At 69.3% G+C, this 18986-nt stretch carries 19 protein-coding genes; 14 read left to right on the top strand and 5 right to left on the bottom strand.

Annotated elements, in window-relative coordinates:
• The 11 genes from cobD (at window position 1) to ACI2KI_RS04470 (ending at window position 8996) form a co-directional block, all read left to right on the top strand.
• Window positions 1-1011, top strand: a complete 1011-nt coding sequence (gene cobD, locus ACI2KI_RS04520) for a threonine-phosphate decarboxylase CobD (protein WP_404618110.1) — start codon at window positions 1-3, stop codon at window positions 1009-1011.
• Complete coding sequence (locus tag ACI2KI_RS04515; protein ID WP_404618108.1) at window positions 1008-1868, top strand: ABC transporter substrate-binding protein; 861 nt, start codon at window positions 1008-1010, stop codon at window positions 1866-1868. Before cobD ends, ACI2KI_RS04515 begins: the two co-directional genes overlap by 4 nt.
• Entirely contained in the window at window positions 1865-2851 is a 987-nt protein-coding gene (locus ACI2KI_RS04510; RefSeq protein ID WP_404618106.1) for a FecCD family ABC transporter permease, read from the top strand. The genes ACI2KI_RS04515 and ACI2KI_RS04510 overlap by 4 nt, the downstream gene beginning before the upstream one ends.
• The gene (locus tag ACI2KI_RS04505; RefSeq protein WP_404618104.1) at window positions 2848-3624 is read left to right on the top strand and encodes an ABC transporter ATP-binding protein; all 777 of its coding nucleotides are present in this window, start codon (window positions 2848-2850) and stop codon (window positions 3622-3624) included. Before ACI2KI_RS04510 ends, ACI2KI_RS04505 begins: the two co-directional genes overlap by 4 nt.
• Entirely contained in the window at window positions 3614-4558 is a 945-nt protein-coding gene (cbiB, locus tag ACI2KI_RS04500; protein WP_404618102.1) for an adenosylcobinamide-phosphate synthase CbiB, read from the top strand. Before ACI2KI_RS04505 ends, cbiB begins: the two co-directional genes overlap by 11 nt.
• Window positions 4546-5595, top strand: a complete 1050-nt coding sequence (gene cobT / locus ACI2KI_RS04495; RefSeq protein WP_404618100.1) for a nicotinate-nucleotide--dimethylbenzimidazole phosphoribosyltransferase — start codon at window positions 4546-4548, stop codon at window positions 5593-5595. The genes cbiB and cobT overlap by 13 nt, the downstream gene beginning before the upstream one ends.
• Window positions 5592-6359 (top strand): adenosylcobinamide-GDP ribazoletransferase, encoded by a 768-nt coding sequence (locus ACI2KI_RS04490; protein ID WP_404618098.1) that lies wholly within the window; start codon window positions 5592-5594, stop codon window positions 6357-6359. The genes cobT and ACI2KI_RS04490 overlap by 4 nt, the downstream gene beginning before the upstream one ends.
• Window positions 6356-6880, top strand: coding sequence for a tyrosine phosphatase family protein (locus ACI2KI_RS04485; protein WP_404618096.1), 525 nt, complete (start codon window positions 6356-6358; stop codon window positions 6878-6880). The genes ACI2KI_RS04490 and ACI2KI_RS04485 overlap by 4 nt, the downstream gene beginning before the upstream one ends.
• Window positions 6880-7488 (top strand): cob(I)yrinic acid a,c-diamide adenosyltransferase, encoded by a 609-nt coding sequence (gene cobO, locus ACI2KI_RS04480; RefSeq protein WP_404618094.1) that lies wholly within the window; start codon window positions 6880-6882, stop codon window positions 7486-7488. Before ACI2KI_RS04485 ends, cobO begins: the two co-directional genes overlap by 1 nt.
• Window positions 7488-7865 (top strand): DUF1636 family protein, encoded by a 378-nt coding sequence (locus ACI2KI_RS04475; protein ID WP_404618092.1) that lies wholly within the window; start codon window positions 7488-7490, stop codon window positions 7863-7865. The genes cobO and ACI2KI_RS04475 overlap by 1 nt, the downstream gene beginning before the upstream one ends.
• A 246-nt stretch (window positions 7866-8111) precedes the next feature.
• Window positions 8112-8996 carry a glycosyltransferase family 2 protein gene (locus tag ACI2KI_RS04470; RefSeq protein ID WP_404618090.1) on the top strand — a complete coding sequence of 295 codons (885 nt, stop codon included), beginning with the start codon at window positions 8112-8114 and terminating at the stop codon, window positions 8994-8996.
• On the opposite strand, the gene ACI2KI_RS04465 is transcribed toward ACI2KI_RS04470, so the two are convergent.
• The gene (locus ACI2KI_RS04465; RefSeq protein WP_404618088.1) at window positions 8993-10006 is read right to left on the bottom strand and encodes a glycosyltransferase; all 1014 of its coding nucleotides are present in this window, start codon (window positions 10004-10006) and stop codon (window positions 8993-8995) included. The genes ACI2KI_RS04470 and ACI2KI_RS04465 overlap by 4 nt on opposite strands.
• Complete coding sequence (locus tag ACI2KI_RS04460) at window positions 9999-11210, bottom strand: O-antigen ligase family protein (RefSeq protein WP_404618086.1); 1212 nt, start codon at window positions 11208-11210, stop codon at window positions 9999-10001. The genes ACI2KI_RS04465 and ACI2KI_RS04460 overlap by 8 nt, the downstream gene beginning before the upstream one ends.
• Before the next feature lie 276 nt (window positions 11211-11486).
• Here ACI2KI_RS04460 and ACI2KI_RS04455 point away from each other — a divergent pair, with 276 nt between their 5' ends.
• From ACI2KI_RS04455 to ACI2KI_RS04445, 3 genes are read left to right on the top strand one after another with little or no spacing between them, the layout of a single operon-like run.
• Window positions 11487-12407 carry a glycosyltransferase family 2 protein gene (locus ACI2KI_RS04455; RefSeq protein ID WP_404618084.1) on the top strand — a complete coding sequence of 307 codons (921 nt, stop codon included), beginning with the start codon at window positions 11487-11489 and terminating at the stop codon, window positions 12405-12407.
• A complete protein-coding gene (locus ACI2KI_RS04450; RefSeq protein ID WP_404618082.1) occupies window positions 12404-13525 on the top strand; it encodes a glycosyltransferase in 1122 nt (373 codons plus the stop codon). The genes ACI2KI_RS04455 and ACI2KI_RS04450 overlap by 4 nt, the downstream gene beginning before the upstream one ends.
• Entirely contained in the window at window positions 13522-14565 is a 1044-nt protein-coding gene (locus ACI2KI_RS04445; protein ID WP_404618080.1) for a glycosyltransferase family 2 protein, read from the top strand. The genes ACI2KI_RS04450 and ACI2KI_RS04445 overlap by 4 nt, the downstream gene beginning before the upstream one ends.
• On the opposite strand, the gene ACI2KI_RS04440 is transcribed toward ACI2KI_RS04445, so the two are convergent.
• The 3 genes from ACI2KI_RS04440 to ACI2KI_RS04430 all read right to left on the bottom strand — a co-directional run bounded on the left by ACI2KI_RS04440 (window position 14459) and on the right by ACI2KI_RS04430 (window position 18964).
• Window positions 14459-15412, bottom strand: a complete 954-nt coding sequence (locus tag ACI2KI_RS04440) for a glycosyltransferase family 2 protein (protein ID WP_404618078.1) — start codon at window positions 15410-15412, stop codon at window positions 14459-14461. The genes ACI2KI_RS04445 and ACI2KI_RS04440 overlap by 107 nt on opposite strands.
• Window positions 15409-16665 carry an O-antigen ligase family protein gene (locus ACI2KI_RS04435; RefSeq protein ID WP_404618076.1) on the bottom strand — a complete coding sequence of 419 codons (1257 nt, stop codon included), beginning with the start codon at window positions 16663-16665 and terminating at the stop codon, window positions 15409-15411. The genes ACI2KI_RS04440 and ACI2KI_RS04435 overlap by 4 nt, the downstream gene beginning before the upstream one ends.
• 82 nt (window positions 16666-16747) lie before the next feature.
• The gene (locus ACI2KI_RS04430; protein WP_404618074.1) at window positions 16748-18964 is read right to left on the bottom strand and encodes a GumC family protein; all 2217 of its coding nucleotides are present in this window, start codon (window positions 18962-18964) and stop codon (window positions 16748-16750) included.
• Between the last annotated feature and the right edge of the window lie 22 nt (window positions 18965-18986).

Raw genomic sequence — 18986 nt, 5'->3', positions numbered from 1 at the left:
ATGCATGACGCCGCGTTTTTGACGACGGCGACCCGGCACGGCGGCGGTCTGATGAAGGCCGCCGCCGCCTATCCCGACGCGCCGAGGCCCTGGCTGGACCTGTCCACCGGGATCAATCCCGAGCCGTGGCGCGGTCCGCGCGCCCCGGAGGCGGAGTTGAACCGTCTGCCCGATCCCAGCGCCCTGGCCGCGCTAGAGACGGCGGCGGCGTCCGCGTTCGGCAGTGCGCCGGAGCGGACGGCGGCGGCAGCCGGAGCCGAGGCGGCGATCCGCCTTCTGCCCTTGCTGCTGGGCGTGCGTTCGGTTGAGATCGTCGGTCCGACCTACGGCGCCCATGCCGAGGCCTGGCGGGCGGCGGGCGTGGCGACGCGCCTGATCGCTCCCGATCAGGCGGCGACGTCGCAGGCAGGCGTGCTGGTCATCGTCAATCCGAACAATCCCGACGGCCGTCTGACCCGGCGGGCCGACCTGATCGCCATGGCGCGCGAGCGTTCGGCCGCGGGACGCTGGCTGGTCGTGGACGAGTCCTTCATCGAATGCGCGCCGGGCGACAGCGTGTCGGACCTGGTCGAACCCGGCTTGATCGTGCTGCGCTCGTTCGGCAAATTCTATGGATTGGCCGGGGTGCGGCTCGGCTTCATGCTGGCCGCGCCGGATCTGATTGCGCGTCTGCGCGCCCTGCTGGGCGACTGGCCCGTCGGGGCCGACGCCTTGATCATGGGGCGGGGGGCCTATGCCGACGCGGATTGGCGGCGGCGCACCGAGGCCGCCCTGGCCGAGCGGGCTGACCGGCTGGACGACCTGCTGGCCCGCGCGGGCTTCGAGATCATCGGCGGGACCAGCCTGTTCCGCATGACCCGCACGCGGAACGCGGCGCTATGGTTCCAGCATCTGTGCCGTGCGGGCGTCCTGACCCGACCCTTCGATCATACGCCGGACGGTCTGAGGTTCGGCGTGCCGAGCGAGCGCGACCTGCCGCGCCTGATGCATGCGCTGGAGGCCTTTGCATGAGGACGACGCGGCGACAGGCGCTGGCGGGCGCTCTGGCCGGCGCGGGGGCGGCCATGGTCGCCGGCCCCGCCGCGGCGGACGCCGTCCCGCGACGGGTCGTGTCGCTGAACGCCTGTCTCGACGCCATTCTGGTTCATGTCGCCGACAGGGGGCAGATCGCGGCCCTCAGCCACTATGCGCGAGAGCCGGTCGGCTCGACCATTTCCGAGGTGGCCAGGACGCTGCCCTTCACCTGGGAGACGGCGGAAGAGGTCATCGCCCTGCGGCCCGATCTGGTGCTGACCAGTCGTCACAGCGCCCTGGCCACCCGCAACGCCCTGGGCCGCATGAACATCCCGACCGAGCTGTTCGCCGTCCCCGACAGCGTGGCGGCCAGTCTGGATCAGGTGCGGGAGGTGGCCCGTCTGGTCGGTCGCCCAGCGCGGGGGGAGGCCCTGATCGCCCGCATTGAGGTCGCCATCGCCGCCGCCGCGCCGCCGCCCGGATCACGACCGTTGAAAGCCCTCGTCTATCAGCCCAACGGCTTCGCCGCCGGGCGCGGCACCCTGATGGACGAGATGATGTCCCGCGCCGGGTTCGAGAACGTCGCCGGACGCTATGGCCTGGGCAAATGGGGCAATGTGCCGGTCGAGCGTCTGCTGGCGGATCCGCCGCAGGTCCTGCTCAGCGGCGTACCTGTTCAAGGATCGCGGACCTGGGCCGACCGGGTGATGCGTCACCCGGCCCTGGCCTCCCTGTCCGGTCGGATGGTGCAGGCGCGACTGGAAGAGAAGCTGCTCTACTGCGGCGGCCCGGTGCTGATCCAGACCGCCGCCGCCCTGGCTCAGGCGCGCCGCACGGCGCTGGAGGCCCTATGAAGACCTTGCCGCGTTCCTTGATCATGGTCGGGCTGCTGGCCCTGATCGCGGTCCTGTCCGTCGCCAGCATGAGCGCGGGGCGCGTCTGGGTGCCGTGGAGCGATTGGGCCAGCCGGCAAGGCGATCCCGCCTGGGCCATCCTGTTCGAACTGCGCCTGCCGCGCACCATTCTGGCCCTGATGGTCGGGGCGGTCCTGGGCCTGACGGGGGCGGCCTTGCAAGGCTACACGCGCAATCCTCTGGCCGATCCGGGCATGCTGGGGGTCTCGACCATGGCGGCGCTGGGCGCAGTCATGACCTTCTATCTAGGCGCGGCGGCCAGCGCGCCCTGGGTGCTGCCCGGCGCGGCCATGATAGGGGCGGGCGCGGGAGTCATCCTGTTGTTGGCGCTGGCGGGGGCGACCAGCAGCGTCGTCACCTTTATCCTCGCAGGCGTGGTGATCCAGACCATGGCCGGGGCCGGGGTGGCCTTGGCGCTAAACCTGGCCCCCAATCCCTGGGCGGTGAACGAGATCGTCAACTGGCTGATGGGGTCGCTGGCCGACCGCAGCGTCGTCGAGCTGAAGCTGGCGGCGCCGGGCATGATCCTGGGCTGCCTGCTGCTGATGACCCAGGGACGGACGCTGGATGCCCTGACTCTGGGCGAGGCCGGGGCGCGCTCGCTGGGGGTTCGGCTGGACGCCGGGCGGTTGATGCTGGTGCTCGGCGCAGCTTTGGCGGTCGGTTCGGCGGTGTCGGTGACCGGTTCGATCGGCTTCGTCGGCCTGATCGTCCCGCACCTGCTGCGGCCCCTGATCGGGGCGCGGCCCGGCGGCCTGTTGCTGCCCTCCGCGCTGGGCGGCGCGGCGCTTGTTCTGGCGGCGGATATTCTGGTGCGGCTGACGCCGTCGGCGGCCGAGATCAAGCTGGGCGTGGCCATGGCGGCGCTCGGCGGGCCCTTCTTCCTGGCCCTGTTGATCGGCATGAGGAGGAAGCTGGCATGAGCCTTCTGAGCGCGGAAAATCTGTCGATCAGTCTGGGCGACAAGGCGGTGCTGAACGGCGTCGGCGCGGCCTTTGCGCCGGGACTGGTGACGGCGGTTGTCGGACCGAACGGGGCGGGCAAATCGACGTTGCTGGACTGTCTGGCGGCCTTGAGGAGGCCCGACGCCGGGCGGGTGACGCTGGACGAACGCGCCCTGAGCGACCTGCCATCGCGAGAACGGGCGCGCCGTATCGCCTACCTGCCCCAGAACGCCGAGATCGCCTGGGCGGTGGATGGCCGCACCTTCATCGGTCTGGGCCGCACCCCCTGGGTCGGCGCCTGGGGGCTGACCGCCGAGGACCGGGCGGCGGTGGGCCGCGCCATGGCGGTGACGGGGGTAGAGGACTTTGCTGACCGCATCGTCTCGACCCTGTCAGGCGGCGAACGGGCGCGGGTGTTGATCGCGCGAGCCCTGGCGGGCGACCCGCAGTGGCTATTGGCCGACGAGCCTCTGGCGGGGCTGGACCCGGGCCATGTGCTGGATGCCTGCGACCTGTTCCGGCGGCTGGCGGATGAAGAGGGGCGGGGCGTCATCCTGACCCTGCACGACCTAGACGCGGCGCTGCGCGTGGCCGACCGGGTGATCGTTCTGGTCGAGGGGCGCGTGCTGGCGGATGCGCCGCCCCGCGAGGCCTTGTCTTCCCAGGTGCTCAAGACGGCCTACGGCGTGGAGGCGCACACTCTGGCCGGCGTGCGCGGTCCGGTGCTGGAAATGGTCGGCCGTGCCCGCTAGCGCGCCAACGCCATGGATTGTCGCCGGAGCTCTCTTGCTTGAGGGCACGGTCGGCTGGCCGCCCCGCCTATCGCATCCGGTGGTTTGGGTCGGCGGTCTGATCGCGGGGATGGAGCGAGCCTGGAACGGCCCGGAGCGTTCGGCGAAGGCACGACGGGCGCTCGGCGTCGCGACCCTTCTGATCCTGATCGCCGTGGCGGGCGGCGCCGGGTGGGGATTGGAACGGCTGGCTGCGTCCGCGCCCTTCTGGCCGGGCCTGGCGATCGTCGTCATCTGGGGGGCGACGGGCCTGGCGGCGCGCAGCCTGTTTGATCACGTTCGCGCTGTCGCCAGGCCCCTGGCGTCAGGCGACCTTCCGGCCGCGCGTCTGGCGGTCAGCATGATCGTCGGTCGCGACGTCGAGGCGATGGACGAGGGCGGGGTCGCGACCGCCGCTCTGGAAAGCCTGGCCGAGAGCTTCTGCGACGGCGTGGTGGCGCCCGTCTTCTGGTTCGTGGTCGGCGGTTTGCCGGGGCTGTTCGTCTACAAGGCCGTGAACACCGCTGACAGCATGATCGGCCATATGGAGCCGCGCTGGCGGGCCTTCGGCTGGGCGACGGCGCGGACCGACGACGTGATGAACTGGATCCCGGCCCGGATCGCGGGGGCGCTGATCGCGCTGGGCGGCTGGCAGGGTTGGCGCATCATGTGGCGTGACGCGGGCAAGCACGCCTCGCCCAACGCCGGCTGGCCCGAAGCCGCCATGGCGGGGGCGCTGAGGGTGAGGCTGGGCGGGCCGGTTCGCTACGACGGGATCACCACCCACCGCCCCGACTTCGGCGACTGGGCGCCGCCGCGCGCCCATGATCTGCGACGTGGTCTTCGTGTCTATGGCGTCGCTTGCGCCGTCCTGATGCTGCTTTTGATCGCCGGAGGCTTCGTATGGCCGCGTTGAGGTTGAATGACCTGTTCGCCATTTCCTGGTTGGATCGGACCCTGGAGCCCGCCTTGCAGACAGCCCTCGACGGCAAGGCCAAGCCGCCGGGCGCCCTGGGCCGGATCGAGGAACTGGCGCTGACGCTGGGCCTGATCCAGCGAGGGTTGAGACCCGCTGTCGAGCGTCCCGTCCTTCTGGTCTTCGCGGGGGACCATGGTCTGACGCGCTCGGGCGTGGCGGCCTTTCCGTCCGGCGTCACCGTAGCCATGGTCGACACATTGCTGGCGGGCAAGGCCAGCGCCAACGCCTTCGCCCGCGTGGTCGGGGCCGAGGTTCGGGTGATCGATGCGGGCGTGGCGGCGGACCTGTCGGACCGGGTGAGGCTGATCCACGCCAAGATCGCGCCGGGCACGGCGGACGCCTCGGTCGCCCCGGCCATGACGCCTGCTCAGGCCGAGGCGGCGCTGTTGGCCGGCGCACGGGTGGCCGAAGACGCCATCGCCAGCGGCGCCGACCTGATCGCCCTGGGCGAAATGGGCATCGGCAACAGCGCCTCGGCGGCCCTGCTGATGCACCGGTTGGCGCCTGCACCGCTGGATGATTGCGTGGGACAGGGGGCGGGTCATTCGCCGGAGGGCATGGCGCGAAAGCGCGCGGTTCTGGCTCAGGCGGCGGCGCGGTCGGACGCGACGGCGCCGTTTGAGGTGCTGACCCAGTTCGGCGGCTATGAGATCGCCATGATGGCCGGGGCCGTGCTGGCGGCGGCGCGGGCAGGGGTTCCGGTTCTGGTTGACGGCTTCATCGGCACGGCGGCGGCCTTGCTGGCCGTCCGCCTGGCGCCCGCCGCGCTGGGCTATTGCCTGTTCGCCCATGCCTCGGCCGAGGCGGGGCATCGCCTGATGCTGGAGGCGTTGAACGCTCGGCCCTTGCTGGGGTTGGACATGAGGCTGGGCGAAGGGACCGGCGCCCTGCTGGCCGTGCCTCTGGTTCAGGCGGCCTGCGCCCTGCTGTCCGAGGTCGCGGAACTCTCCGACGTGCTGGAGGCGGCGGGATGATCCGGCAAGAAGCACGGCTGTTCATCTGTGCGGTGCAGTTCCTGACCCGTATCCCGACGCCGCAACTGGCCGGCTTCCAGCCGGAATGGATCCAGCAGAGCGCGCGCTATTACCCGCTGGTGGGCCAGATCGTCGGTGGGCTGTCGGCCCTGATCCTCTATGGCGCGGCCCAGGTCTGGAGCCCGTGGATCGCGGCCCTGCTGGCCGTCGGCGCGGGGATCGCCCTGACCGGCGGCTTTCACGAGGACGGGCTGGCCGACACGGCGGACGGCCTCGGCGGCGGTCTGACCCGCGCGCGGCGGCTGGAGATCATGAAGGACAGCCGACTGGGCTCCTATGGCGCGCTGGCGCTGGGGCTGACGATGGCCTTGCGGGTGGCGGCGCTGGCCATGCTGACGCAGGTCTCGCCGCTGTTCGCCGCTATCGCCTTGCTGGCCTCGCATGGCCTGGGACGCGCGGCGGCGGTCGCGGCCATGACGATCATGCCCTATGGCGGCGACCCCGGCATGGCCAAGGAGGGCAAGCCCGATCGCGCCTCAGTCGCCGGGCTGACGGTGGCGGTTCTGATCGCCCTGTGGCCCCTGGTCTTCTTCGCGCCGGTCACAGCAGCAGGGGGCGTGGCGCTGGGCCTGCTAACCGCCGCCGTTCCGGCCTGGCTGGCGTGGCGGCTGATCGGGGGCCGCACCGGCGATGTTCTGGGCGCGGTCGAGCAGGCGTTCGAGGTCGGCTTCCTGCTGGCCGTCGCCGGGCTGGCGGGCGGATGAAGCTGATCGTCGCCCCTCTGCACGAGGTCGCGGAGTTGGTGGCCGCGCATCAGCCGTCGCATCTGATCAGTCTGGCCTCGCCGGGTCATGTCGATGCGCCGCTGGCCCACGCGCCACCGTATCGTCTGGACCTGCGGTTCAACGACATCGCCGCGCCGCGCGAAGGGCTGACGCCGCCGAGCGACGCCGACATCGCCGCCCTGCTGGCCTTCGCCGAGGGCTGGGACGGGACGCGACCCATGCTGATCCAATGCTGGGCGGGGGTCAGTCGTTCGACGGCGGCGGCCTATGTCGTCGCCTGCGCGCGCTCCGAAGGGGGCAGGGAGCAGGCGTGGGCTGAGCGCCTGCGCGCCGTCGCCCCGACCGCCACGCCCAACCCCCTGATCGTGGCCCTGGCCGACCATCTGTTGAACCGCCACGGCGACATGGTCCGCGCCGTCGCCGCCATCGGGCGCGGGGCCGAGACCGCCTGGGGCGCGCCTTTCGAACTGGACCTGTCGCCGCAAGGAGTCTCGCGCTGATGACCGAAGCCGATCTGAACACTCGTCACGCCGAGAAGATGAAGAAGGTTCAGGCCGCTCGCGCCCGGATGATGGCGAGCAAGACGGTCGAGCGCGGCCTGGTCATCGTCCATACCGGGACCGGGAAGGGCAAGACGACGGCGGCCCTGGGCATGGTCTGCCGCATGATCGGCCACGGCATGAAGACGTCGATCATCCAGTTCATTAAGGGGGCGATGGAGACGGGTGAACAGAACCTGTTCGACGCCTTTCCCGACCTGGTCGAGATGCGGCCCATGGGCGAGGGCTTCACCTGGGACACTCAGGACCGCGCGGCCGACATCGCCAACGTCCGCCGCGCATGGGACGCTGCCAAGGCCCGCATTATGGACCCGGACTGGAAGATGGTCGTCTGCGACGAACTGAACATCGCCCTGCGCTACGACTATCTGCCGGTCGAGGAGGTGCTGGCGGTTCTGGCCGCGCGCCCGGCCGACACCCACGTCGTCATCACCGGCCGCAACGCCCCGCCCGAACTGATCGAGGCGGCGGATCTGGTCACCGATATGCAGATGGTGAAGCACCCGTTCCGCAGCGGCGTGAAGGCCCAGGCCGGGGTGGAGTTCTGATGCCGGCGCGTCTGGTGGTCTGCACGACCTGCCGCTTCTCGAGCGAGGTGCCGGTGGACGCCGCCGGCCTGACGGGCGGGCAGTTATTGTTCAATGCGGTTGAGGCCGCTGTCGCGGCTGTCGGCGCCGGTCAACTGCGGGTCGAGCCGCAGGCCTGCTTGTGGGCCTGCTCCAGTCACTGTTCGGTCTATCTGAGCCAGCCCGGCAAGCCCGCCTATCTGGCCGGACGTTTCGCGCCGACCGATCAGGACGCTCAGGCCATCATCGACTTCGCCCGTCTCTATGCAGACAGTCCGGAGGGGGCGGTGCCCTATCGGGACTGGCCGGAAGGCGTGAAGGGCCATTTCATCGCTCGTCTGCCCGCAGATCCGGCCTGACGCGGCATCGATCCTGCCCATTTCCTTCAGGCAAGGCGCGAACCCTTGCGGGCAGTTAGGCGTTGCTCGGGAAGCAGGCCTTCATGCCGCCGCTTGCGGAGGCGCAGGAACGAGGGGAACGCCTTGGCTTACGTCATAGCCTTGCCCACCGTCCTGCTTCTGCTCGCCTGCTTTGCATGGCCTTCCATATCGTCGCGGCTCAAGCGTCGGTCGCGGCGGCGTAACAACCGGTACTGGCGCTGATCGATGGGGGCGCCTTTTCTTGTCGACGTCTGCGTCTGTACGTTCCGACGGCTCGGTCTGGCGGCGACGCTGGCTTCATTGAAGGCACAGACGCTGCCGGCTGATCGCTTCCGGATCATCGTCGCGGACAATGATCATGAGCCCAGCGCGCGGGCCTTGGTCGAGCAGGCTCTCCAGGCCTGGGGCGGCTTCCTTTATCTCCATGCGCCGGCTCGCAACATCTCGGTGGCGCGCAACGCCTGCATCGACGTCGCCACGGCCGACTATGTCGCCTGGATCGATGACGACGAGGTGGCGGATCCCGACTGGCTGGAACGTCTGATCGAGGCCCTCGAAGAAAACGACTGCGACGCCGTGTTCGGCTCTGTTCACGCTCTCTATCCGGACGATGCGCCGCCCTGGAGCGTGTCCGCTGACCTCCACTCCATCCGCCCGGTGCAGACGCGGAGGGGCGTCGATACAGGCTTTACGTCGAACGCTCTGGTGAAGCGCGTCGTAATCGGCGAGCGACGCTTCGACCCGGACCTGGGACGGTCCGGCGGCGAGGACACGGATTTCTTCACTCGCCTGCACGCGGACGGGGCGCGGTTCGCGGCTGCGCCCGGGGCCGTGGTCCGGGAGACGGTGGGGCAGGAAAGGCTTCGCCTGTCGTGGCTGCTGAGCCGCGCCTTCCGTTCCGGTCAGACGCACGCGCGGCGGCATCTGACGCCGGGAAGCCGACGAGTGATGCAGGCCGGGTTCGCCTTGGCCAAGGCCTGCGCCTGCGCCGCGATGGCGCTGCTCCGTCTCGCCAGTCCGGCGGGGTGGCGACGGGCGCTCACGCGCGGGGCGCTCCATGTCGGCGTGGTGGCGCGTCTGGCGGGCATGCGCGAAGGACAGCTGTACTAGACGGCGCCCGCGTGTACCTGTTCATAGAGCGACAGATAAAGGCGTCCGGACGCCTCCAGCCCCAAGGTTTCCTCGACATAGGCGCGCGGCTGGAACGTCTCGCGTCGAGCCCAGAAGGCGTCGAAACCCGCCTCCATGTCCTGAAGTTTGAACAGGGCGCCGCAACGGTCGTCGAAATAGGGCGCGGTGCTGACCGCCAGGCCGGGCGGTGCGCGGGCGGCCAGGATGGGGTCGACCAGTTCGCCCTCGTCCCACGCGAAGACCGGCAGACCGGACGCCAGGGCTTCCTGATAGGCGATGCCCTGAGTTTCGTGCTCGCACAGGAAGATCATGGCCCGGCTGCGGGCCAGGGCGGACCGGAAATCAGCGATATGGTGCGCGCCGTACCGCACAACCTCCCAGTTCAGGCCGCGCGCCTTCAGATGGGCCTGACATCGCTCAAGAACGGCCGGCACGCGCTCATCACGGAACCAGCGGATCTTGTCATAGATCACCACATCCGTGGTTTTGGGCCGGGACGACAGATCGGGCCAGGCCGCGGTGTCGATGCCGGCGAACCAGAGGGCGGACTTCGGGCCGACCCAAGGCTGATTGAAGTCGATCGCCCATTGGGACGGCTGGATCAGCAGCTTGAAGCGCGATTGGCCCGCCACGCGCGCGGCCTCCTCGCACAGGCCGTAGTCGCCGGGACCGAAGATGACGGGGTTGGGCAAATCCACCTTGGCCACGACCGAGGGATAGCCTGCGACGCCGATGGGTTGTTTTGGATTCCGGCGGGCGGCGGCGAAGTCATTGACCCGGACGCGCCAGCCGACAGCTTCGAGGGATTTCTTGAGGCCGAGGAAGGCGGTGTAGAAACCAGTGTGGGTCTGCTTGCGCCTCAAGCTTCTCCAGGCGAAGCGCGCGCCGCGCCGCAAATGGGAACAGGTCTGTCCCACCAGTCCCGGCGCGGCCCTGAGCTCATAGCCGTCGTAGAACAGCAGCATGGTGCGCGGCGGCATCCTAGCCATGTCCGTGCCGAGGCGAGGGAGTCTGTCTCCGAAGATGGATCAGGCCGTAGGCGACCGCCGCCACGATGATCACCGTCGAGGAGTTGAACGGACCGAACAGGTTCTCGACCTTGGCGCGCGCGGCGAAAACGATGCCGATCGAGGCGAGGAAGAGCCAGCCGGGCGTGCTGACGGGCGACATGGCGCGCAGCACGGTCCGCGCCAGGCCCGTGAACATGACGACGGCGATCAGTCCGCCGCCCGCATAGCCGAAATCGACCAGCCATTCGCGATAGTTGTCATGGAAGCTGAAGCCCGCGCCGCTGGTCAGTCCGGCCCAGCGCAACAGGCCGATCGTCTCGGCCCCGCTGCCGAGCCAGGTGGAGCGGAAACCGTGCCCGAGAAGCGGTCGGTCGGTGATCAACCGGTCGGCATAGGCCCAAAGGTAGTCTCGCCCCGTCAGGCCCACATCCTTGTGCAGGACATTGACGACGAAGTCCTCCCACATCGCGACCAGATCCGCCCGGAGCATCCAGAGGGGCACGGCGAAGGCCAGCAGACACAGAACCAGCAAGACGCGGATCGCCGGCGGGGTCCGCGCGGCCAACGTCAGAACGACGAAGACTCCCGCGAACATCAGGGTCGCGAGAACGGCGCCGGCGGAAAAGCCGGTCAGCAGGACGAACAGGGCCGTGGCGCCGACCGGCAGGGTCGAGAGGCGCAGCCATCGCGGCTGCGATCCGTCCACCGCCAGGGCAAGGCCGCTGCACAGCAGCAGGTGGGTCAGCCCGCCCATCTCGTTCTTGGAGCCCAGGACGCCGATCAGGACAGGCCCCGCCAATGATGGTCCCTGGCGGCCCGAGAGCAGGCAGAGGGTCAGGATGACGGTGCTGCTGAGGAAGACGGCGCGCATGAACCCGTCCGGCCGCAGGACGCTGACCATCAGAACGGCGGCCAGGATGGTGATCCCGAGCTGTGATCCATAGCGAAGGCTGACCGAGGGGGCGGTCGCCCACAGGGCGGACAAGACGGCCAGGGCGGCGACGAGCAGCAGCGGCCAGCACTGAAACACGCCCGCCATGCTTTCGCGTGGCTTCAGCACGACCAGGGCCGCTGCGCAGACCATGATCATCAGCGGCGCGACGGGTCCGAAGCCGCCCAGCCAGGTCGCGGTCAGCAGAAGGGCGGAAGCCGCACCGGCCAACAGATCGACCGGCGGGGCCAAGCGCGCCCTCGCGGGCCATCGCTCCCTTCTTGCTTCGATCAAGGTCCCAGCCCGCATCGCGATCCTCGCCGCCCAGCCACGGCCCGATTTTGCAGGCAGAAGCGCCAGTAAAGCGCGGCCGCGCCCGGGCGGGTTGCATGACACAAAGAGAATTCGCACGACGTGATAGGCTGAACCTCGGTAAAGTCCTCGCCGGCGGCTCAGGAATTGCTTGGGCTGGGGTCTGGAAGTGGAGGTCGGATGCAGCCTTCGTCAGTCTCGCCGGTTCGCGTCAGCGTGATCATGCCGGCCAGGAATGCCGCGCCCTTCATCGACGAAGCGCTCCGGTCTGTCCGCGAGCAGTCGATGGCGGACCTCGAGATCCTGGTCATCGATGACGGCTCGTCCGACTCCACGCCCGTGATCGTCGAAGGCCATGCTCGCGAGGATGATCGTGTGCGCCTGTTGCGCGGCGCGGGGCGGGGACCGGCGGCGGCGCGCAACATCGGCCTGTCCGCGGCGAAGGGCGCCTGGGCGGCGATGGTGGATGCGGACGACCTGATCCTGCCGGATCGCTTGCAACGGCTGCTGGACGGCGCCGAAACCGCAGGCGCGCAGATCGCCGCCGACAATCTGATGGCTTTCCATGACGACGGCAGGGTTGATCACGTCTGGCTGGCGGGGCCACCATGGGCGCAGACGCGACGGCTCGACCTGGCGACCTTCCTCGCCTGCGGCGAAGGGACGGGCCGTGACGAGGGGCTGGGCTATCTGAAGCCGATTTTCCGACTGGACTGGCTGAGGGAGAAAGACCTGCTGTACGACCAAAGCCTGACTATAGGCGAAGACTTTGATTTCGTGTCGCGGGCCCTGGCGGCAGGCGCCGTCTATGTCTTTCAGCCGTTCGCGGGCTATCGCTATCGGCGACGGTCCGGTTCTGTTTCTCATCGGGTTTCGGCCGCTCAGTTAGAGGCCATGATCGCCGCCGCGCGACGGCTGGCGGCCAAACTCGACGGCGATGCGCGCCGCGAAATGGATGGGCGGATCGCGCGAATGGAGGAGGACCGACATTTCGTCGTCCTCGTCGAGCGGCTGAAAGCCGGGGATGTTTGGGCGATGGGGCCTCTGGCGCAGTCGCGGGAACAAAGGGCCCGTTTCGGCCAGGCCTTGGCCGAGGGTCTGGCCCGCCGCCTTCGGCCACAACGGTCTCCGGCATGACGACCGATCCGACCATCCTCTATCTGGTTCATGACCTGAATGACGCCGCCGTGGCGCGCCGCGTCAGGATGTTGCGTGACGGCGGCGCGGCCCTGGTTCTGGCGGGGTTTCACCGGGGAGCCGCGCCATGCGAGGTCGAAGGCGTCGAGGCTGTTCCTCTGGCCCAGACCTTCGACGGCGCCCTGCGTCAGCGGATGCTCGCGGTCGCGGCCCAGGTGACGCGGCCATGGCGGCTGATGAAGCTGGCGCGGCGCGCAGATGCGGTGATGGCGCGCAATCTGGAAATGCTGCTGCTGGCCCAGGTGGCGCGTGCGGGACGCGGGATGCCGCTGACCTACGAATGCCTCGATGTCCATCGGTCCTTGCTGGGGCGAGGGTGGCGCTCTCGGCTGCTGCGCGGGCTGGAGAACCGACTGCTGCGGAGTGTGGATCAGATCATCGTCAGTTCGCCCGCCTTTGCGTCCGACTACTTCGCCCACCGGCGCGGCTCGGCGTCAATGAGGGTGGTGGAGAACAAGGTCTATGCCCCGCGCGGCGACCCCGAGCCTGAAGGTGAGATCCCGCCGGGGCCGCCGTGGCGCATCGGCTGGTTCGGCATGATCCGCTGTCGCCGCAGTCTGGCCATGCTCGCCCGGCTGGCCGAGACCTTGCCTGGACGGATGGTGGTGGAGGTCCGGGGCCGCCCGTCGCCGGCGGTGTTCGAGGACATCGAGGCCCTGACGGCCACCATGCCGGGCGTCAGCTTCATGGGGTCCTACGAGGCCGGGGATCTGCCCGCTCATTACGACGGGGTCCATTTCGCCTGGGGGGTGGACTTCTTTGAGGAGGGGCTCAATTCGCGCTGGCTCCTGCCGAACCGGCTCTATGAGGGCGGAGCACGCGACCGCCCCATCATCGCCCAGGCCGACGTTGAGACCGGGCGCTGGCTGGCGCAGCGCGGCTGCGGCGTGCTGTTGCATGACGTGGAGGCTGACCTGCTTCGGTTCTTCGAGGGGCTGACGGCGGCGGGCTATGATGATTTGGTCCAGCGATCGGCGGCCGTGCCGCGCGGCGACCTGATCGCAGACACTGAGGACAGTCGGGCCCTGGTCGATCTGGTGACGGGACCGGGCGAATGAGCCGGCAGACCTCGGGACCGCTGATCGTCGTGCCCTGCCTGAACGAGGCGGCTCACTTGCCCCATCTACTTCGGCGGTTGCTGGCCGATCCGGGCGCCGAGGAAGCGCTGGTCGTGGTGGCGGACGGCGGCAGCGCCGACGGTAGCCAGAGGATCGTGGCCGAGATCGCGCTCTACGAAAACAGATTGAAACTGATCGACAACTTGTTGAAAATTCAGAGCGCAGGCGTCAACGCCGCCGTTCGGCGTTTCGGCGAAGGACGGCGGTTTCTGGTGCGGATCGACGCCCATGCCGACTATACGGCCGACTATGTGGCCCGCCTGCTTCAGGCCGCCGAGGCGACCGGCGCCGCCTCGGTGGTGGTCCCGCTGGCCTCGCGGGGCGAGGGCTGTTTCCAGATCGCCGCCGCCGTGGCGCAGAACTCGAGGATCGGCACAGGCGGGGCGGTCCACCGTGTCGGCGGCGCCAGCGGCTGGATCGACCACGGTCACCATGCTCTGATGCGGATCGAGGATTTCGTCGCCGTCGGCGGCTATGACGAAGGCTTCAGCCACAACGAGGACGCCGAGCTGGATCTTCGACTGGCCCAGGCAGGCGGCCGCATCTGGATGCAGGCTGACCTGGCCGTCGGCTATTATCCGCGGGCCACGCCCGGCGCGCTGTTCCGTCAGTATGTTCACTACGGCCAGGGACGCGCCCGGACGGTGCGTCTGCATCGGACCCCGCTCAAGTTGCGACAGGCGGCGCCGCTGGCCGTCGCGCCTGCTGTCGCGCTCGCCGCCCTTTCGGCGCCTCTGACGCCGTTGAGCAGCGTCGCCGTGCTGGGGGGGCTTCCAGCGGCGGTCTGGGCGGGCGTCTGCCTTGCGGCGGGAGCCTGGGCCGGGATGAAGTCGCGCTCGGTCTGCGGGCTGGCGTCCGGCTTCGCCGCCATGATCATGCATCTGGGCTGGTCGTTGGGATTTCTGAGCCAGACCATCCGATCCGGCGGGCGCTTCTCAGCCAGGCCTGTTCCGCCAGCCGCGCGATCAGGGACAGGCTGACGCGGGGCGAGGTGAAGGCGCTGAGGCCGCGCCCCGGATCGCGGGCCTTCACCGCTTCGATCAGCCGTCGCCACTGGACGCGGGCGTCGATGCTCTGATGGTGGGCGCGGATCGCGCGGCGTTCGGACGGTGTGAAGCAGCGAAGACCGGCCAGCCGCAGGTCACAGTCCCGCAGCGCCTCCAGATCGGTTACGTCGTGCCGGGCGCTGAGGGAGTCCGCGCGCGTCACGGCGCAATAGCCCATGGGCGGCAGCAGGTGCAGGCGCGCCCCCAGGGCCAGGGCGCGAGCGTAGAGGTCGTAGTCCTCGCCCAGCCGCATCCCTTCGTCATAGGCAAGGGCGTGAGCCGCGAGGAAATCCCGTTTCATCAGGGGCTTGATGAAGCCCATCTCCTCACGGGAGCGGCCCGGCCGGGTGATGTTGGCGCGAACGAACTGCTCGAAACTGATCTGTTCGGGCGCGGCCTGATCCTGCCTGACCCAGGCCGCGTCGTCGCGCAGGGGGCGGTCGGCGATCAACTCGGCCTCGCCGCCGGCGCGCAGCATCCGGCCGATGCGACCGGGCAGGAAATGATCGTCTGCGTCCAGCACGCAGACCCAATCCGCTGTCGTCAGCGACAGGGCCTGATTGCGGGCGGCGGCGGGGCCGTGATTGACCGACAGGGCCAGCATTCGGAGCCGTCCGGAGCCGTCGTCATGGCGGCAGGCCTCGGCTGCCGTTTCATCCCGCGAGGCGTCGTCCACGACCCAGACTTCCGCGACCTCGGGCTCGGCGAGGGCGGAACGCACCGCGCGCCCGATGGTCCGGGCGGCGTCATGGGCGGCGATGACGACGGCGACGCTGGTCATGTGGTCGTCTCCGGCCCGCGCTTCTGATCAGGGCGCACGGCGATACCTGTCTGAAGGCCCAGCAGCAGCGCCCACATCATGGCCACGGAAGGAATCTGGAGCGGATAGTCCACCAGCCCTTGCAGCAGAAAGACCAGGTCGGCGGCGAAGAAGGGGACGAGGCTCTGGAAGGCGCCGCGCGTCGCGCCCTTCACCGCGACGGCCAGAAGGCAGGCGAGCGTGGCGAACATCAGGACGGCGCCGATGAGCCCGCCCTCGACCAGCCATTGCAGATAGACATTGTGGACGGCGCGGATGTTCCACAGGGCGTCATAGGTGTCCGGCGTTACGGACATCTTGGCCAGGACAGGCGCCGAGCCGAGGCCAAATCCGTACAGGGGCGATTGCAGGAAGGCCGATCCATAGGCGCTCCATATGGCCCAGCGGTCGGCCGTATCGAGGCTCGTGTCCGCCAGCCGGCTCAGGACGGTGCGATCCGTGGCGAAGGCCAGCAACGCCAGACCGACGCCGCCGACGACGCCTGCACCCGCGATCCAGGCCCGCTTCTCCCGACGGGCTCGCCAGAACCGGGCGCCGATCAGCAAGGGGCCGAGCGCGACCGCAAGGGCCAAGGCCGAGCGCGAAGCCGTCAGACTCAGGCAGAGGGTGATCAGGGCGGCGTAGGCGGCGTAGGGCGCGGCGCGGATACCCTTGTCCAACGGGTGACTGCGCCGTTGGGTCAGTGGTCGGGCAGCTCGCCCCAGCGCCAGAAGGAAAAGGCAGAGCAGGAGACATCCAGCCGTGTTCGGGCTGACGAACAGGCCGCTGAGGCGGGTCTGGCCGGCGGCGAGAAACCCGCCCAGCGCCGTCAGGGTCCAGGCCAGACCCAAGGCGAGGATCAGATTGATCGCTCGGCGCGCCTGCAGCGCCTCGCTCCCGATCTGGAACCCGCAGATGACGGCGGCGGCGAGACCGGCCAACTTGATCAGCTCCAGCTGGGTCTGGTCCGGGGCGATGGCGACGCGCGATGATCCGACGAGGGCGGCCAGAGGCCCTTGCAGCAGACGCGAGGACGGCGCCCAGGCTGTCCAGGCGACGAAGGCCAGAAGCACGATGAAACAGACCGCCGCCGCATAGAGCGGGCGGTAGTCCAGCGACCGGCCGAGCGTCCCGCGCCAGACGGTCACGCCCGCCGCCGACATCGCGGCGATCAGGATCAGACCGGCCTGGGCGCTGGTGGCTCCACCGAGGCCATGCGCGACAAAGACCGTCAAGACGGCAGGGGCGAGAAGGGCGTACTCGATCCAGGCTGAGCGGCTGGACCTGGCGCTGCCCGCCGCGCCCCTGTGACCCGCCTCAAGCGGCGTAATAGTTCTTGTAGCTGGAGTAGTAATAGCCCGGGTCTCCATAGCCGTAGCGGGCCTGTTCGTTGACATCGACCTGGGTCAGGACGACGCCGGCGATAGTGGCGTCCGATGACCGAAGCGCCTGGAGCGCCGCCTCGGCCGCCTTGGCGGGGGTCTTGCGCCAGCGCATCAGGAAGACGACGGCGTCCGACTGGCTGGCCAGGACGCGGGTCTCGGCGATGGCGAGCAGGGGGGCGGTGTCGAGGATCACCAGGTCGAACTGCTGGCGCAACTGCTTGAGCAGGTTGTCCATGGCCGGGGTGTTGAACACCTCGTGCGGGGTGAACTCGCGCTTGGCTAGGGGCAGGATCCAGGCGCCCGAAGCTTCGTCCAGCAGCATGGTCTCCTTGAGCGTGGCCGACCCTTCGAGCACGTCGAGCAGGCCCTTGTCGGCGCTGACGCCCAGCAGGCGGCTGACGTTGCGGCGACGGATGTCGCAGTCCACGACCAGGACGCGCGATCCGGCCTGGGCCGCCGAAATCGCCAGGCAGACCGAGGTGGTCGTCTTGCCCTCGCCGGGCAGGGCGGAGGCCACCGCCACGACCTTCACCGCCTGTCCGAGGCGGGCGTAGAGGATGGAGGTCCGCAGGCCGCGGAACGCCTCGGCGAAACCGGACAGCGGGCGGCTCAGCAGGTAGTCGGTCGGCGGCATGTGCCGATCCCTGCGCTCGGCGATCGACATCAGCAGGGGCACGGAACCCAGCGTCGGCAGACCCAGACGGGCCTCCACGTCGTCGGCCGTCAGCAGGCCGTCGTCGAGCATCTCGGTCAGCACCACGGCGGCCAGCCCCGCGCCGATCGCGAAGATCAGGCCGAAGACGAGATTGACCGGGATATTGGGCGAACTGGGCGAGCCGGGCGCCTTGGCGGCGGCGATGATGCGGCTGTCGGCGGTTTCGATGCCCGCGCGCGAGGTGGTTTCCTGGTAGCGGTCCAGCAGCCCCTTGTAGAGGGTCCGCACAGCTTCGGCGTTGCGTTCCAGTTCATTCAGGCGAACCGAGGCGGCGTTGTTGCCGGCCAGGGCGCCGCGCGCACGGCCGATGCTGCTCTGGACCGAGTTGGTGCGGTCGCGCGCGACCTGGACCCGGGCCTCCAGATTGGATATGACACGCTGGATTTCGGCCTGGATCTGGCCGTCAATGGCGGCCAGTTCCTGCTGGGCGCGAAGCATCTCTGGGTGGCGCGGGCCATAGCGGGCCTGAAGGTCCGCGACGCGGGCGGTGACGACGGCGCGCTGGGCGCGAAGTTGACCGACGACGTTGGACTGCAGGGCCTCGCCGACATCATCGCCGCTGGACCCGCGCGCCAGCTGGCTGCGCGCGGCGCGCAGGCGGGCTTCCTCGGCCGCCTGTTCCGCCTGGGTGGTGGCCAGCTGTTGGTTGTAGCTGGAGATTTCCTGCTCGGTCAGGGTCGCGCCGGATGAGGTCAGCAGGTTGTTGGCGGTGCGGTACTGCTCAACCGCCGCCTCCGCGGCCAGGACCTCGCCGCGAAGTTGGTTCAGACGCGTGTCGAGGAAGCTGTTGGCCTGGTTGTTGGCGGCGTACTTGGCCCCGATCTGGTTCTGGACGTAGGTCTCGGCATAGGCGTTGGCGATCTGGGCCGCCTTTTCCGGGTTAAGCGACGTATAGGCGATGACGATGATGTAGGTCAGGCCCGCGCGGCGCACCGCCAGGCCGCCCTGCAGCGCCGAAGCCGCGCGTTCGCGGCCTTCGCGGATTTCGGCGGGCGTTCGGGGCGGCGACGGCGGGGCGGTCGAGCGGCCCTGCAGGCGAGACAGCAGGGCGCTGAAGCCGGTGTCGGGCCGCAGGGCCCAGTTGAATTCGGGATCGCGTTCGAGCTGGAGTTTCTCGACGACCTGTCGCGCCAGGTCGCGCGACTGAAGCACCTCGACCTCGGAATCGATGACGCCGGATTCGGCGGGCAGGTTGGACAGCACCGCCTTGGTGTCGACCACCTGCTCCTGCCGGGTGTTCAGCATGACCTGGGCCTGCGCCGTGTAGCGCGGGGTGGTGCGGGCGGTGATGACCAGGGCCGCCAGGAAGACAATGAGCACGATGGCGGCGAAAAGGCGCAGGCGCCGACGGAAGACGGCCAGCAGGTTCCTCAATCCGAAGGTCTCGGAGGGAGGCTTGGAGAAGGCGGCCGGAGCTTCAATCGTCGTGGACATGAGGGGCCGTACAGTCTGTTCC

Origin of the sequence: Brevundimonas sp. NPDC046655, from assembly GCF_044901625.1 — a bacterium.
Taxonomy (GTDB): domain Bacteria; phylum Pseudomonadota; class Alphaproteobacteria; order Caulobacterales; family Caulobacteraceae; genus Brevundimonas.
The sequence above is the reverse complement of the archived record's forward strand: the minus strand, read 5'-3'. Positions and strand labels throughout refer to the sequence as shown.